The sequence below is a fragment of the Kitasatospora sp. NEAU-69 genome, assembly GCF_057158765.1.
Genome location: NZ_JBWXUE010000045.1, coordinates 1 through 14,530, shown reverse-complemented (window position 1 = coordinate 14,530; position 14,530 = coordinate 1). Strand labels below are relative to the sequence as shown.

Genomic DNA, 14,530 nt, shown 5'->3' with positions numbered 1-14,530 from the left:
TCAGTCCCGCTCGCCCTCGCACGGCTGGTACACCCGGCGGATGCTGCTGCCGAGCCGCACCACGTCGGCGCCGTACACGTGGACCGAAATCGCGCTGCCGGTACAGGAGTTCCATACCTGGTGGATGTCACCGGGCGGCGCGAAGCCGCAGGCCGAGCCGGTCGGGTTGACCACGTCCTCGGTGCGGACCAGACGGGCCACGGCGCCCTCCGGGGCCAGCCGGTAGCGGCGCTCGCTCTCCTGCCCCTGGTGGACGCCGGCCACGCACCAGGAGACGTGATCGTGGATCGAGGTGCGCTGACCGGGCAGCCAGACCAGCGCGACCACCGAGAAGCTGCCGTCCGGTTCGACGTGCAGCACGTGCTGCCGGTAGCGCTCGGGGTCGCCCTGCTGCTGTGCGACGGTGAGCAGCGCGGGGTCGCCGAGGTAGTAGCGCAGGCGCTCGGCGGCGAGATGGGCCGTCAGCTCGGGGGTGAGCCCCCGGACGACGACCTCGCGGATCTCGTCGACGAGGGTGTCGGCCAGCGGCGTGCGGGCGAGCTCAGGCGTGGTCACGGTCATATCGGCAGCTTCGGACCGGAGTGCCGCCGGCGTCCAAGCAGCGATTCTTCGCAACCGCCAAGCCGGGCTTATGGATTGGGCCAAGGCGGTGAACGCGGGGTCAGCTCCGAGTGACGGACCGTCAACGACCGTCAACAACCGACCCGGGCCGCCGCGGCCGACTTCAGCCCGTCCAGCACCAGCGAGGTGGCCGGCAGCGGCAGGTGCTCGCGCAGCACGTACGCGCAGACCTCGCGCCGCACGTGCGGTTCCAGCGCTCGCCCGGTGACCCGGCGGTGGTTCAGGAAGGAGAGCACGAGCGAGGGCGCCACCGCGAGCCCGACCCCGGCGGCGACCAGGCTCTGCAACGCGAGGTTGTCGTCGGTGGTGACCACGATGTCCGGCTCGAACCCCTCCTCCGCGCAGACGTGCAGGAAGTTCGCCCGGCAGCGGGCGCAGCCGGCGATCCAGCGCGCCTGCGCGAGGTCGGCCAGCCGCACCGCGTGCCGGCGGGCCAGCTGGTGGCCGACCGGGAGCAGCACCGTGAGCAGGTCCTCCATCAGCCGGATCTCCACCAGCTCGGCCGGCACCTCGGCCCGCAGTCCCGGGTAGCTGAAGGCGAGCGCTATGTCGCACTCGCCGGCCAGCAGCTTCTGCAGCGACTCCGGTGGCTCGGCCTCCAGCAGTTCGACCCGCACACCCGGGTGGTCGGTCAGCAGCCGGGCCATCGCCTCCGGGATCAGCGTCGCGTTCGCGCTCGGGAACGCGCAGACCCGCACCCGCCCGGCCCGCAGTCGGCCCAGCGCCTGGAGCTGCTGCTGCGCGGCACCGAGGTTGTCGAGGATCACCGAGGCGTGCCGGGCCAGCGTCTCGCCGGCCTCGGTGAGCCGCATCCGGCGACCGTCCCGGGCGAAGAGCGGCATCCCGGTCTCCCGCTCCAGCGCGCGGATCTGCTGGGTGACGGCGGGCTGGGTGTAGCCGAGCGAGCGGGCGGCCGCGGTGTACGAGCCGGTGCTGACCACCTCGTGGAAGGTCCGGATGTGCCGGGAGTCGAGCATGGCTGAATCATAAGCAGAAGTTGGGTGAACCTGACCCTGCTTCAGCTTTACTGATCATCAACGCAGTTGGTCCAACTCAGCGGTTCTCGCGGCGCCCCTTGAACAGGTAGCCGAGCACCCCACCGACCACGAGCGTGGTGGCGAGCGCGATCCACAGCGGCGCCGTCACCGTGAAGAACCAGAACTGGATCTTCACCTTCTCCAGATTGGCCAGCAGGAACCAGAGCGCCAGCGCGGCGACCACGACGCCGACCACCACGCGGGTCGGAACGCCCGCGATCTCGCTGTTCTTCTGACCGGAGAAGTTCGGGTTCTTAGCCACACCCGCAGTCTGCGCGCCGCAGCCGCCCGGGGCGCGGCCGAGCCACCCTCAGCTCGTCCGTACGGACGACCAGACTCGCCCGATCGGGTGGCATACGGCGGCCGACCAGGAAATTCTCAGGACAAAACATCCCGATCGGGAACATCGGCGGCATCCACAGGGTTGATCCAGCGGTAATTCCGGACAACCCGAAAGGGCACTCCCGCTCGTGAGCACCATCCCCAGCATCACCCTGAACAACGGCGTCGCGATCCCGCAGCTCGGCTTCGGCGTCTGGCAGGTCCCGGACGACGAGGCGGCGGCCGCCGTCCGCACCGCCATCGACAGCGGCTACCGCAGCATCGACACCGCAGCGATCTACGAGAACGAGGTCGGCACCGGCGCCGGCATCCGGCAGGCCGGCGTGGCCCGCGAGGAACTGTTCATCACCACGAAGCTGTGGAACAGCGGCACGCGTGACTGGTCCGGCGAGGCCGGCCGGGACGCCGTGCTGCGCGAGTTCGACGCCTCGCTCGACAAGCTCGGCACCGACTACGTGGACCTCTACCTGATCCACTGGCCGCGCCCGATGCACGGCAGCTACCAGAACGTCTGGAAGGCGTTCGAGCAGCTGCTGGCCGAGGGCCGGACCAAGGCGGTCGGCGTCTCCAACTTCGGCCAGGCCGAGCTGACCCGGCTCTTCGAGACCAGCTCGCTGGTCCCGGCGCTCAACCAGGTCGAGCTGCACCCGCACTTCCCGCAGCACGAGCTGCGCGCCTTCCACGCCGAGCACGGCATCGCCACCGAGGCCTGGAGCCCGCTGGGCCAGGGCGGCAGCCTGCTGAACGAGCCGGCGCTGGTGAAGGTCGCCGAGAAGCACGGCCGCACGGTGGCTCAGGTGGTGCTGCGCTGGCACCTGCAGAGCGGCATCATCGCGATCCCGAAGTCGGTCACGCCCTCCCGGATCCAGGAGAACATCGCGGTGACCGGCTTCGAGCTGGACGCCGATGACCTCGCGGCGCTGGCCGGCGTCGAGACCGGCAAGCGGCTCGGCCCCGACCCGGTCGGCTTCGACTGGAACTGATCCGGGCGAATCCCGCCGGAACAGCACTGCGGCCCCTCGCCGAAGCGAGGGGCCGCAGTGCTGTGTCCTTACTGACGAAAAGCCCTAGCAGGAACGGTCCTCGGAGAAGGCGCTTCCCAGCCAACTCCCAGAAAGCTCCGGGCGAATCGTTACGCCACCGGCGCGAGCCGGGCCGCCTTGCCCAGCAGGACGAGCGCCTGCTGGTGCTCGGCCTGCTCCAGCGGTTCGAGCAGCAGCCGCTCGACCTCGGCCACCCCGGCGGCGGCGCTGTGCAGCAGCTCCTGACCGGTGGGCGAGAGCGAGAGCAGGTTGCGCCGCCCGTCCGAGGGGTCGCGCCGACGCAGCACCAGTCCGCGCCGGACCAGCCGGCTGACCATCTCGGCCATCGTGGCCTTGTCCAGCGAGGCCAGCTCACCGACCGTGCGCTGGTCGGCGCCCGGCTCGGTTTCCAGCGCGTCGAGCACCGCGAACTGAGGGGCGGTCAGTTCGGAGCCGACGTGCTCGGACCAGAGCTTGGTATGGACCTGCTGGCCGACCCGGATCAGATAGCCGACCGCGCGCTGGGCATCCAGCAGCGGCCGGGCATCGGCGAGCGCGGCCACCTGCGCCGGCTCCATCCTGGCTATCTTGGCCAGCACCCGGACGAGTTCGAGCTGCTCCTCGGGTGTGAGCGGCTCGAAGAGGGTGCGCTGCACGCGCACCACTCCGCCGGTTGCCTCGCGGACCGCCTGGGCGCCGCTCTGCGAGAGAGCGAGCAGCTTGCGCCGGCCGTCAGCGGGGTCGCGTCGGCGCAGCACAAGGCCGCGCCGGACCAGTCGAGCGACCATCTCGGCCATCGTCGCCTTGTCCAGCGACGCCCGTTCGCCCACCGTGCGCTGGTCGGCGCCCGGTTCCAGAGCGAGGGCGAGCAGGACTGCGAATTGAGGAGCCGTCAATTCGGCTCCGACGTGTTCTGACCACAGCCGTGTGTGCACCTGCTGGGCCACGCGGATGAGGTGCCCGGGTGACTGCTGCAGTCGTCCGGGCACGCGGGTCGTCGGGATCTCCCCCAGCACCATGAATCCGTCCTGATGTCACACCCGGCGTGCTGTGGGACACCCGGGCGGGGCAGTAGCGGCGTGCTGGCCTCCCCCGGCGCGAATCGAGAACCAACCGCAGTGATTTCGACCCGGATCGAGGGGAGCTCCGCCGTGCAGCCGACGGCTGCTGGCGCACACTATACAAACGCGAGCACTCTTGCGGCAGGCAGGGGCAGATAGTAGACGGATGTTCGGGGGACTTGTCGCAATTCGTCCCGCGTCGGTGTGCTGACAACCCGCACTGGCCGGGCCCTGGCCACGTCAACTACCCGCCGGTAGGGTTACCGGGCGGCACTCTCACCGCCATTTCCCAGCTATTTCCCAGGGTTCCCAAGGGCGTTCAGAGCTGCCCAACCGTGCAGATCTGCCCAGCCGGTTCAGAGCTGCCCAACCCCCAAAACCGAGAGAAGCGAGTACGACGTATGACCGAGCAGAACAGCACCCAGAAGGTCGCGGTTGTCACCGGCGGCGCGCGCGGAATCGGCGCCGCCACCGCGCTGCGGCTGGCCGCCGACGGCTACGCGGTCGCGGTGGTCGACCTCGAGGAGTCGGCCGGCAAGGAGACCGTGGAGAAGATCACCGCGGCCGGCGGCCGGGCGCTCGCCGTGGGCGCGGACGTCTCCGACGAGGCCCAGGTGCAGGCCGCGGTGGACCGGATCGCGGCCGAACTCGGCGCCCCCGTGGTGCTGGTGAACAACGCCGGGGTGCTCCGCGACAACCTGCTGTTCAAGATGTCGGCCGCCGACTGGGACACCGTGATGAACGTGCACCTGCGCGGCGCGTTCCTGATGACCCGGGCCGTCCAGAAGCACATGGTGGACGCCGGCTTCGGCCGGATCGTGAACCTCTCCTCCTCCTCGGCCCAGGGCAACCGCGGCCAGGCCAACTACTCGGCGGCCAAGGCCGGTCTGCAGGGCTTCACGAAGACGCTGGCGATCGAGCTCGGCAAGTTCGGCATCACCGCCAACGCGGTGGCGCCCGGCTTCATCGCCACCGACATGACGGCCGCCACGGCGGCCCGGGTCGGCATGGAGTTCGAGGCGTTCAAGGCCGCCGCCGCGACGCAGATCCCGGTCAACCGGGTCGGTGTTCCGCAGGACATCGCGCACACCATCTCGTTCCTCGCGAGCGAGGGTGCGGGCTTCGTCAGTGGCCAGGTTATTTACGTCGCGGGCGGACCGCTCGACTAGTACATCCGCCGTAGTACCCCCGGTCCCCCGTGTCCCCTCCGGGTCGGACGATGGGCCGGGGGAATCTCACCGACTCCGAGCTGCGGTCAGGCGTGCCGCACCGACAGGCTGCTGTCAGGGACGCCCGGCAGCAGCCGGACGCCGTGCAGCAGCCCGGCGCTCTGCGCGATGGCGCAGCCGGGCGGGGCGTCGACCCGGTCGAAGTGCGCGATCGTGTGCCGGACGTTGACCGCGAGCTCGTCGCCGACGGCCGGCGGCTCAGTGCCGCCGGGCAGGAAGAGAATGCTGACCTGCATGTGCGGTGGCTCGGCGAACCAGAGCTGACGGCCCTCCCACTGGTACGGCGAGAGCGTGCGGTTGAGGGTCGCCAGGCCGGCCCGGGCGATGCCCTTCGCGCGCGGGAGCAGCCCGTGCACGTATTTCGGGGCCTCCAGGCCGATGCCGTGCGCGGTGCCGCCGGCCAGCACCAGCAGGTGCCCGTCGGAGGGTGCCTTGTGCTGGCGGTAGCCGTAGCGCTCGCCGCGTGCGACCGGGGTGACGTCCAGCACGGTCGCCCGGGCCGCCAGCGCCGACGCGTCGCCGAGCCAGAGCCGGGTGCCGATCCGGGACCGGAACGTGGTCCACGGGAACCGCTCGACCAGCCGGGCGATGTCGGCCGCACCGAGGTGGCTCAGGTAGACGGTGCGCAGCGGCAGGTCCGCGTTGCCGATCGCCTGCAGCCAGGCGGTGACCTCCTCGATCGGGTCGGTGCCGTCGGGCCGGTCCAGTGGCAGGTGCAGTGCGAAGCCCTCCAACTGCACGCCGGCCAGCGCCTCGCGCAGTTCGACGAGCTCCGCCATGCGGATCCCGTGCCGCCGCATGCTGGTCAGACACTCCACGACCACACGGTGGTTACGTAGCGCACGCAGGCCCTCGATCGAACCGGCCGTGCGGATCACCCGGTCGACGGGCAGTGCGGAGGTCTCCTGGCCGGGGCGATGCGGCGCGAGGACCAGCAGGTCGCGCGGGAAGACGTCCAGCAGGTCCGCGGCCTCGTCGGCGGTGCCGACGGCGAGCACACCGCTGCCCAGCCGCTCGGCCTCCTGGGCCAGCCGGTGGTTGCCCAGGCCGTAGCCGTTGCCCTTGGCCACTGGGACCAGGCCGGGGAACTCGGCCAGCAGCGCACGCTGATGGGTCCGCCAGCGGTCGGTGTCCACAGACAGCGAAAAGCTCATGGGTACTCTCCGAGAATGTGAAGACAGTCGGTCAACTGCCCGATGGTCATGAGGTGCGGCGTCATGGGGTGTGGCGTCACGGGGTGCGGCGTCATGGGGTGCGGTCAGCTTTTGCACGGGTCAACGACGCTTCAGATATAGGTCAAGTGCCTTGTGCAGCAGCTTGTTCAGCGGGAAGTCCCACTCGCCCAGATACTCGGCCGCCTGGCCGCCGGTGCCGACCTTGAACTGGATCAGCCCGAAGAGCGGCGCCGCGGGATCGAGCGTGTCGCTGATCCCGCGCAGGTCGTAGCGCGCCGCGCCGAGCGCGTACGCGTCGCGCATCATCCGCCACTGCACCGCGTTGGACGGCTTGACCTCGCGCTTGTGGTCCGCCGAGGCGCCGTAGGAGTACCAGACGTGCTCGCCGACGGTCAGCATCGTGGTCCCGGCCAGCGGCTCGCCCTCGTGGTACGCCAGGTAGAGCCGCATCCGGTTCGGATCCTCCGCCGTCAACTCCGTCCACATCCGCTGGAAGTAGGAGAGCGGGCGCGGTGTGAAGCCGTCACGTACCGCGGTGACCACGTACAGCCGGTGGAAGGCCGGCAGGTCGTCGTAGCCACCCTGGACCACCTCGACGCCGCTCTTCTCGGCCTTCTTGATGTTGCGCCGCCACTGCTGGTTGAAGCCGCGCTGCAGGTCGTCCAACGAGCGCTCTGCCAGGGGGACTTGGAAGACGTAGCGGGGCTGCACGTCGCCGAAGCCGGCACCGCCGTCCTCGCCCTGCAGCCAGCCCGAACGCCGCAGCCGGTCCACCAGTTCGAAGCCGCGCGGCTCGTACCAGTCGGCGGGCACCTGCCGCAGCCGGGTGAGTTCCGGGTTGCCGACGGCCTGCTTGATGGTGGCCGCCTCCCAGCGGCGGATCACCACCGGCGGGCCCATCTTCACCGAGAACGCGCCCTGCGCCTTCAGGTGCGCGAGCATCGGCTGCAGCCACCGGTCGAGATCCGGGTCGAACCAGTCGATCACCGGGCCCTCCGGCAGGTACGCCAGGTAGCGCTTCAGCTTCGGCAGCTGCCGGTACAGCACCAGCCCGACCCCGACCACCGTGCCCGAGGCGTCCACCCAGCCGATCGACTCGCTGCGCCACTCGGACTTCACCCCGCCCCAGGACGGGAGCTGCATGTGACTCGCCGACGGCAGGCTCCGAATGAAAGCGAGATGCTCCTCGCCGGTTATCGATTTCACACTCAGAGTCATCTGTGCAGTGCTCCTGGAATGGCAAATGACGAACCGGCTGCTCGGCCGGTTCGTGCTGGTACTCCCTTCCAGACGTGATGGGACCCAGGTTGTGTTGCACGATTATGAGAGGAAATTAAAAGTTCTCGCCCGGCCGGTCGACCACGGCCGCGACAGCCTCCGTTCAGGCAGCCCCCGTTCAACCGGTCCGACCGCACTTGACCATGTTCGCCCACGCGACCGGTCAACAGCTGTCTATCCTGTTGCCCGATCATCTGATGACCGATCAGTCGTCGATCGGTTCGGCGACCAGGCAGACCGGGAGTGCGCGATGGAGGACGACGGCATGACGTGGATGGCGCCGCAGTGGCCCGACGAGATACACGAGCCGACCGACCTGCGCCCGGACGTCCCCCACCCGGCCCGGATCTACAACTACTTCCTCGGCGGCAAGGACAACTTCCCCGCCGACCGGGCGGCCGCCGAGCAGATGATCGCAGCGGCGCCGGGCACCCCGGGCGCGGCCAAGGCGAACCGGGGCTTCCTGCAGCGGGCCGTGCGGTTCGTGGCGGACCAGGGCATCGACCAGTTCCTCGACATCGGCACCGGGATCCCCACCTCCGGCAACACCCACGAGGTGGCGCAGCAGGTCGCCCCGGCGGCCCGGGTGGTCTACGTGGACAACGACCCGATCGTGCTGGCGCACGCCCGCGCGCTGATGGCGGGTCCGGGCAACGGCGCGACCACGGTGATCCAGGCGGACCTGCGCGAGCCGGAGCTGATCCTGGCCGACCCACGGGTGCGCGAGGCGCTGGACTTCTCCCGGCCGGTCGCGCTGATGCTGGTCGCGGTGCTGCACTTCATCGACGAGGAGCAGGATCCGTACGGCATCGTCGAGCGGCTGCTCGCGGAGCTGGCGCCGGGCAGCTACCTGATCCTCTCGCACGCGACCGGCGACTTCGAGCCGCCGGCCCGCACCGAGGCCGGGCGGGCGATCTACCGGAAGGCGGCGGCCCAGGTCAGCCCGCGCAGCCGGGAGCAGGTCGAGCGGTTCTTCACGGGGCTGGAGCTGGCCGAGCCCGGGCTGGTCGTGGTGCCGAAGTGGCGGCCGGAGTCGGCGGAGGCGGCCGAGGTCTGGGCCCCGGGCTACGCGGCGGTCGCCCGCAAGAAGTAGGCGCCCCGAGCAGCGGGCGGCGGGCCGTGGCTGCCCGCTGCGGCCGCCGGTTGCTGCGCCCGGCCTGGGTCTGCGCCCGGCCGGGGCCCTGTCCGGCCCTAGAGCTGGCGCAGTGCCCGCAGCCGGGCGGCCTCCGCGACCATGACGGCCCGCTCGGCGCGCCGCGCCTTGCGGGCCTCGTCCGCGCCGAGCGGCTCGACCACGTGGAAGCAGGCACCACAGACGTACCCGCCCTCCGGCCCCTCGGAGACCGGGGTACCGCAGTGCGCGCAGTAGCGGGAGTAGGTGACGGTGGCGACCATGACGACCTCGCAGTGGCTACGAAGAGACCAGGGGCGGGACTCAGGAGGTTCCGGAGACTCGTCCACGGTAGCCGTTTGACTCTGAGTCAGAAAGAGCGAACGAACGCCCGATCAGATCCGGGCCGGGATCAACCGGTCATCGGACCCGGATCACCACTGGGTGGGCAGGCGGTGCTCGTGCGGCTTCAGCTGCGCGTGCGGCTCAGGGGCCGGCTGCGGCACAGGGTGCGGGTGCGGCTGCTGCTCGGGTGCGGCTCAGGGTGCGGCTCAGGCGTCGACCGCGTGCCCGGTGGTGATCGACCCGGTGCCGTCGCAGGTGCGGCAGGGCTCCTCGCGGTAGGGGTGCTTGCTGCCGTCGGCCGAGACCCGGTAGCGGGTGTACGTCCCGGTCCCGGTACAGAGGAAGCAGTTGCCGCCGGTGTCCCGCTCGGTCGTGCCGGTGCCCTTGCAGGTCCGGCACTGCAGGCCGGCCAGCCGCCCGGTCCCGGTGCAGATGGTGCACACCGCGATGCTCACGCCGGTCCTCCGATCCTCACGCCCGCGCTCCCCGACGAGCGCCCACTGCCTCACGTGCTTCGACTGATGAGCGTACCGCCGGTCTAAGGTTGAAGCGTTCGGGTAGGTCGATTCCGGACGGAGGTGGACGGCATGCGCTATGCGACCACACCGCGCCGGTGGCGCAGCGGGACCGAGCCGCGTTTCGCGCGCAGCGACCTCAAGCTGAGGTTCCTGCTCTCGGTGATCTTCACGCCGGTCTTCGCGCTGATGACGGCCGCCTTCGCGGTCTTCGCAGCCCTCGCGAAGCCGACCGGGGTACCCTCCCGGGGCACCCTGATCGGCTTCGCGGTGGTCTGCTTCGCGCTGACCGTCATCGCCCTGATCGACCTCTACGTCGTGATCCGGCGCCGCCGGGTCGAGCTGTGAGTACGGCCCCGAGTAAGGCTCCGAGTACGGCCGCGAGCGCGGCCGCGCGGCTCAGCGGGCGGCGACCGCCTGCTTGACCAGCGTCCGCCCGAAGTCCCACATCAGGCCGCCGCCACGGTGCGCGTCGTCCATCACCTCGCTGAACGCCTCGATGAAGCGGTCCACCTCGCGCTCGGTGATGATCAGCGGCGGGATCAGCTTGATCACCTCCAGGTAGTCCCCGGAGACCTGGGTGAGGATCCGGTGCCGCTGGAGCAGCGGGACCACCACCATCTGGGCGAAGAGCCCCTTGCGGGCGGCCTGCAGCGCCGTCCAGCCGGTCCGCAGCTTGAGCGACTTCGGCCGGCCGAACTCGATGCCGATCATCAGCCCGCGCCCGCGCACGTCGGCGAGCATCTCGTACTTGTCGGACAGCGCCGAGAGCCGGTCCCGGAACAGGTCACCGACCCGCCGGGCGTTCTCCACCACCTTCTCGTCGGCCATCACCTGCAGCGTGGCCAGACCGGCCGCCATCGCCTGCGCGTTGGAGCCGAAGCTGGCCGAGTGCACCAGCACCCGGTCCATCGAGGAGTAGACCTTCTCGAAGATCCAGCCCTTGCCGAGCGTCGCGCCGATCGGCACGTAGCCGCCGGAGAGCGCCTTGGCCGCACAGACCAGGTCGGGGTCCACCCCCTCCTCGTCCTGGTAGGCGAAGAACGAGCCGGTGCGCCCGATGCCGGTCTGCACCTCGTCGCAGATCAGCAGCGCCTTGTTCTCGTGCAGCAGGTCCTGCGCCGCCCGCAGCCAGCCGGGCGGGGCCTGGTGCACGCCCTTGCCCTGGATCGGCTCGACGATCAGCGCCGCGACATCGCCCTTGCGCAGCTCGCGGCGGAGCGCGTCGAGGTCGCCGAGCGGGATCGCGGTGTCCGGCAGCAGCGGGCCGAAGCCCTTGCGGAACCCACCCTCGCCGTTGATCGAGAGCGAGCCGGTGGTCAGACCGTGGAACGCGTGGTCGCAGTAGATGATCCGGCCCCGGCCGGTGGCGTACCGGGCGAACTTGATCGCGGTCTCCACCGCCTCGGTGCCGCTGTTGCCGAAGAAGACCCGGTCGAGTCCGGGCGCCTGGGCGAGCAGCCGCTCGGCGAGCAGGCCGGGCAGCGGCGGGCAGTCGAAGCGGGTCAGGTCGGGCAGGTCGAGGTCCATCACCTGCTGGATCGCGTCGCGCACCACCGGGTGGTGCCGGCCGAGCGCGAAGATGCCGAAGCCGGCCAGCATGTCCAGGTACTCGTTGCCCTCGGCGTCGTAGAAGTACGGGCCGGCGGCGCGGTCGTACGTCTTGTCGAAGCCGATGGTGTGCAGCATCCGCGGCAGCTGCGGGTTGAGGTAGCGGCTGTGCAGCTCGTACCGCTCGCCGCCGCGCTCGGCGAGCAGGGCGGCGAGGTCGAGCGAGCCGGCAGGACGGTCAGCTGGCACGAGTTTCGTTCACTCCTCGGTTCGGCAGGTTGGGCAGCAGGTGCTTGGCGAAGGCGGCGGTCTGAGCGGCGATACCGGTGCCGGTCAGACCGGTCTCCTCCATGATCTCGCCGCGGCTGGCGTGGTCGAGGAACTGCTGCGGGATCCCGAGGTCGCGCAGCGGAGTGTCCACCTCGGCGTCGCGCATCGCCTGGGCGATCGCGGCGCCGACGCCGCCGGCGCGCCCGTTGTCCTCGACCGTGATCACCAGGCGGTGCGCGGCCGCGAGCTGGACCAGGGCCGGATCCACCGGCTTGACCCAGCGCGGGTCCACCACGGTGGTCGCGAAGCCGTCCGCGGTGAGCAGCGCGGCGGCGTCCAGGCAGGCGGTGGCCATGGTGCCGACCGAGACCAGCAGGATCTCCTGGCCGGTCCGCCCCGGCACCTGGGTGCGCTGCAGGATGTCCACGCCGCCCTGGTGCCCGACAGCCTCCACCACCGGGCCGATCTCGCCCTTGGGGAAGCGCACCGCGGTCGGCGCGTCGGTGACCTCCAGCGCCTCGCGCAGCTGGGCCCGCAGCTGGACGGCGTCACGCGGTGCGGCCAGCCGCAGCCCCGGGACCACCTGGAGGATCGACATGTCCCACATGCCGTTGTGCGAGGCGCCGTCGTTGCCGGTCACGCCGGCCCGGTCGAGCACGAAGGTGACGCCGAGCTTGTGCAGCGCGACGTCCATCAGGACCTGGTCGAAGGCCCGGTTGAGGAAGGTCGCGTAGACCGCGACGACCGGGTGCAGGCCGGCGGTGGCCAGGCCGGCCGCGCTGGCCACGGCGTGCTGCTCGGCGATGCCGACGTCGAAGATCCGGCTCGGGAAGGCCTTCGCGAACGGGGCCAGGCCGACCGGCTGGAGCATCGCGGCGGTGATCGCGACCACGTCCGGGCGCTGCGCGCCGACGGCCAGCATCTCCTCGCCGAAGACCGAGGTCCAGGAGGTGCCGCAGCTCGGCGAGATCGGCAGGCAGGTGTACGGGTCCATCGCGCTGACCGCGTGGAACCGGTCCGCCTCGTCCTGCTCGGCCGGGCGGTAGCCGCGCCCCTTGACGGTCAGGCAGTGCACGATCACCGGGCCGCCGAAGCCGCGCGCCTTGCGCAGCGCGGACTCCACGGCGGCGATGTCGTGGCCGTCGATCGGGCCGATGTACTTCAGGCCGAGGTCCTCGAACATGCCCTGCGGCGCGAAGGAGTCCTTGAAGCCCTTCTTGGCGCCGTGCAGTGCCTCGAAGATCGGCTGGCCGACCACCGGGGTGCGCTGCAGCGCCTCCTTGCCCCAGGCCAGGAACCGCTCGTAGCCCTGGGTGGTGCGCAGCGTGGCCAGGTGGTTCGCGAGGCCGCCGATGGTCTTGGCGTAGGAGCGCTCGTTGTCGTTGACGACGATGACCAGCGGGCGGTCCTGGGCCTCGGCGATGTTGTTCAGCGCCTCCCAGGCCAGACCGCCGGTGAGCGCGCCGTCGCCGATCACCGCGACCGTCTGGCGGTCGTTGCGGCCCTGGATCTGGTGGGCCTTGGCGATCCCGTCGGCGTAGCCGAGCACCGTGGAGGCGTGCGAGTTCTCGATCACGTCGTGGTCGGACTCGGCCCGGGACGGGTAGCCGGAGAGCCCGCCCTTGGCCCGCAGTCTGCTGAAGTCCTGCCGTCCGGTCAGCAGTTTGTGGACGTACGCCTGGTGCCCGGTGTCCCAGAGGATCCGGTCACGCGGTGAGTCGAAGACCCGGTGCAGCGCGATGGTCAGCTCGACCACGCCCAGGTTCGGGCCCAGATGGCCGCCGGTTCGGGAGACCGCCTCGATCAGGAAGTCCCGGATCTCCTGGGCCAGCTGCGGCATGCGGTTGGCCGGCAGGCGCTTCAGATCGGCTGGTCCCTGGACGGAGGACAGGAGTGACATCACGACACCTCGTGGCTCGCTGTTGGGGGTATCTGACTGGACCTCTGTATGCACCTGCTGGAATCAGCCTGCCGCGATCACGGCCGGTACGCCTGCCGGGGAGCCCTCGGCCTGCATCTGCTCGGCGAGGATCAGGGCCTCCTCGATCAGGGTCTCGACGATCTTCGACTCGGGAACGGTCTTGATCACCTCGCCCTTCACGAAGATCTGCCCCTTGCCGTTGCCCGAGGCCACCCCCAGGTCCGCCTCACGCGCCTCGCCCGGACCGTTCACGACACAGCCCATCACCGCGACCCGCAGCGGCACCTCCATGCCCTCCAGACCGGCGGTGACCTCCTCCGCGAGCTTGTACACATCCACCTGCGCCCGCCCGCACGAGGGGCACGACACGATCTCCAGACCACGCTGACGCAGGTTCAACGACTCCAGGATCTGGATCCCGACCTTGATCTCCTCCGCCGGCGGCGCCGACAGCGAAACCCGGATCGTGTCCCCGATCCCCTCCGCCAGCAGCGCCCCGAACGCCACCGCCGACTTGATCGTCCCCTGGAACGCCGGACCCGCCTCCGTCACACCCAGGTGCAACGGGTAGTCACAGGCCGCCGCCAGCTGCCGGTACGCATTGATCATCACGACCGGGTCGTTGTGCTTCACCGAGATCTTGATGTCGCGGAAATCGTGCTCCTCGAACAGCGAGCACTCCCACAGCGCCGACTCGACCAGCGCCTCCGGCGTCGCCCGGCCGTACTTCTCCAGCAGCCGCTTGTCCAGCGAGCCCGCGTTCACACCGATCCGGATCGGCACACCCGCGCTCTTCGCCGCCTTCGCGATCTCGCCGACCTTGTCGTCGAACGCCTTGATGTTGCCCGGGTTCACCCGGACGGCCGCGCAGCCGGCGTCGATCGCCGCGAAGACGTACTTCGGCTGGAAGTGGATGTCCGCGATCACCGGGATCTGCGACTTCTTCGCGATGATCGGCAACGCGTCCGCGTCGTCCTGCGAAGGCACCGCGACCCGCACGATCTGGCAGCCGGACGCGGTCAGCTGCGCGATCTGCTGCAGCGTCGCGTTGA

At 70.5% G+C, this 14,530-nt stretch carries 14 protein-coding genes and 1 pseudogene; 4 read left to right on the top strand and 11 right to left on the bottom strand.

The window, feature by feature from the left end; all coding sequences use genetic code 11:
* From AC060L_RS33645 to AC060L_RS33635, 3 genes are all read right to left on the bottom strand, one after another.
* A complete protein-coding gene (locus AC060L_RS33645; protein WP_483802779.1) occupies nt 1-561 on the bottom strand; it encodes a cysteine dioxygenase family protein in 561 nt (186 codons plus the stop codon).
* A gap of 131 nt (nt 562-692) precedes the next feature.
* Entirely contained in the window at nt 693-1,598 is a 906-nt protein-coding gene (locus tag AC060L_RS33640) for a LysR family transcriptional regulator (RefSeq protein WP_483802778.1), read from the bottom strand.
* Between the two features lie 76 nt (nt 1,599-1,674).
* Nucleotides 1,675-1,920, bottom strand: coding sequence for a LapA family protein (locus AC060L_RS33635; protein ID WP_483802777.1), 246 nt, complete (start codon nt 1,918-1,920; stop codon nt 1,675-1,677).
* Between the two features lie 208 nt (nt 1,921-2,128).
* On the opposite strand from AC060L_RS33635, the gene AC060L_RS33630 reads away from it, so the two are divergent.
* On the top strand, nt 2,129-2,983 hold the full coding sequence (locus AC060L_RS33630; RefSeq protein ID WP_483802776.1) for an aldo/keto reductase: 855 nt from the start codon (nt 2,129-2,131) through the stop codon (nt 2,981-2,983).
* Nucleotides 2,984-3,132: 149 nt separating this feature from the next.
* Here the strand turns inward: AC060L_RS33630 and AC060L_RS33625 are convergent, their stop codons facing one another.
* Nucleotides 3,133-3,918 (bottom strand): MarR family winged helix-turn-helix transcriptional regulator, encoded by a 786-nt coding sequence (locus tag AC060L_RS33625; RefSeq protein ID WP_483802775.1) that lies wholly within the window; start codon nt 3,916-3,918, stop codon nt 3,133-3,135.
* Nucleotides 3,919-4,484: 566 nt separating this feature from the next.
* Between AC060L_RS33625 and fabG the strand changes: the two genes are divergently transcribed.
* Entirely contained in the window at nt 4,485-5,252 is a 768-nt protein-coding gene (gene fabG / locus AC060L_RS33620) for a 3-oxoacyl-ACP reductase FabG (RefSeq protein WP_483802774.1), read from the top strand.
* A gap of 191 nt (nt 5,253-5,443) precedes the next feature.
* On the opposite strand, the pseudogene AC060L_RS33615 reads toward fabG, so the two are convergent.
* Both AC060L_RS33615 and AC060L_RS33610 read right to left on the bottom strand, forming a co-directional pair.
* Nucleotides 5,444-6,466: pseudogene (locus AC060L_RS33615) on the bottom strand (alanine racemase); the annotation flags it as partial.
* Between the two features lie 120 nt (nt 6,467-6,586).
* Nucleotides 6,587-7,705 (bottom strand): lipid II:glycine glycyltransferase FemX, encoded by a 1,119-nt coding sequence (locus tag AC060L_RS33610; protein WP_483802773.1) that lies wholly within the window; start codon nt 7,703-7,705, stop codon nt 6,587-6,589.
* A gap of 325 nt (nt 7,706-8,030) precedes the next feature.
* On the opposite strand from AC060L_RS33610, the gene AC060L_RS33605 reads away from it, so the two are divergent.
* A complete protein-coding gene (locus AC060L_RS33605) occupies nt 8,031-8,858 on the top strand; it encodes an SAM-dependent methyltransferase (RefSeq protein WP_483802772.1) in 828 nt (275 codons plus the stop codon).
* A gap of 98 nt (nt 8,859-8,956) precedes the next feature.
* On the opposite strand, the gene AC060L_RS33600 is transcribed toward AC060L_RS33605, so the two are convergent.
* Complete coding sequence (locus tag AC060L_RS33600; RefSeq protein WP_483802771.1) at nt 8,957-9,160, bottom strand: hypothetical protein; 204 nt, start codon at nt 9,158-9,160, stop codon at nt 8,957-8,959.
* A gap of 267 nt (nt 9,161-9,427) precedes the next feature.
* On the bottom strand, nt 9,428-9,676 hold the full coding sequence (locus AC060L_RS33595; protein WP_483802770.1) for a hypothetical protein: 249 nt from the start codon (nt 9,674-9,676) through the stop codon (nt 9,428-9,430).
* A gap of 132 nt (nt 9,677-9,808) precedes the next feature.
* Between AC060L_RS33595 and AC060L_RS33590 the strand changes: the two genes are divergently transcribed.
* Nucleotides 9,809-10,084: a DUF6343 family protein gene (locus tag AC060L_RS33590; protein WP_483802769.1), complete on the top strand. Its 276-nt coding sequence runs from the start codon at nt 9,809-9,811 to the stop codon at nt 10,082-10,084.
* A gap of 51 nt (nt 10,085-10,135) precedes the next feature.
* On the opposite strand, the gene AC060L_RS33585 is transcribed toward AC060L_RS33590, so the two are convergent.
* The 3 genes from AC060L_RS33585 to ispG form a co-directional block, all read right to left on the bottom strand.
* The gene (locus AC060L_RS33585; RefSeq protein ID WP_483802768.1) at nt 10,136-11,536 is read right to left on the bottom strand and encodes an aspartate aminotransferase family protein; all 1,401 of its coding nucleotides are present in this window, start codon (nt 11,534-11,536) and stop codon (nt 10,136-10,138) included.
* Entirely contained in the window at nt 11,526-13,457 is a 1,932-nt protein-coding gene (gene dxs / locus AC060L_RS33580; protein ID WP_483802767.1) for a 1-deoxy-D-xylulose-5-phosphate synthase, read from the bottom strand. The genes AC060L_RS33585 and dxs overlap by 11 nt, the downstream gene beginning before the upstream one ends.
* Nucleotides 13,458-13,520: 63 nt before the next feature.
* Nucleotides 13,521-14,530 (bottom strand): flavodoxin-dependent (E)-4-hydroxy-3-methylbut-2-enyl-diphosphate synthase (gene ispG / locus AC060L_RS33575; RefSeq protein ID WP_483802766.1); only part of this gene is annotated, 1,010 nt, incomplete at its 5' end.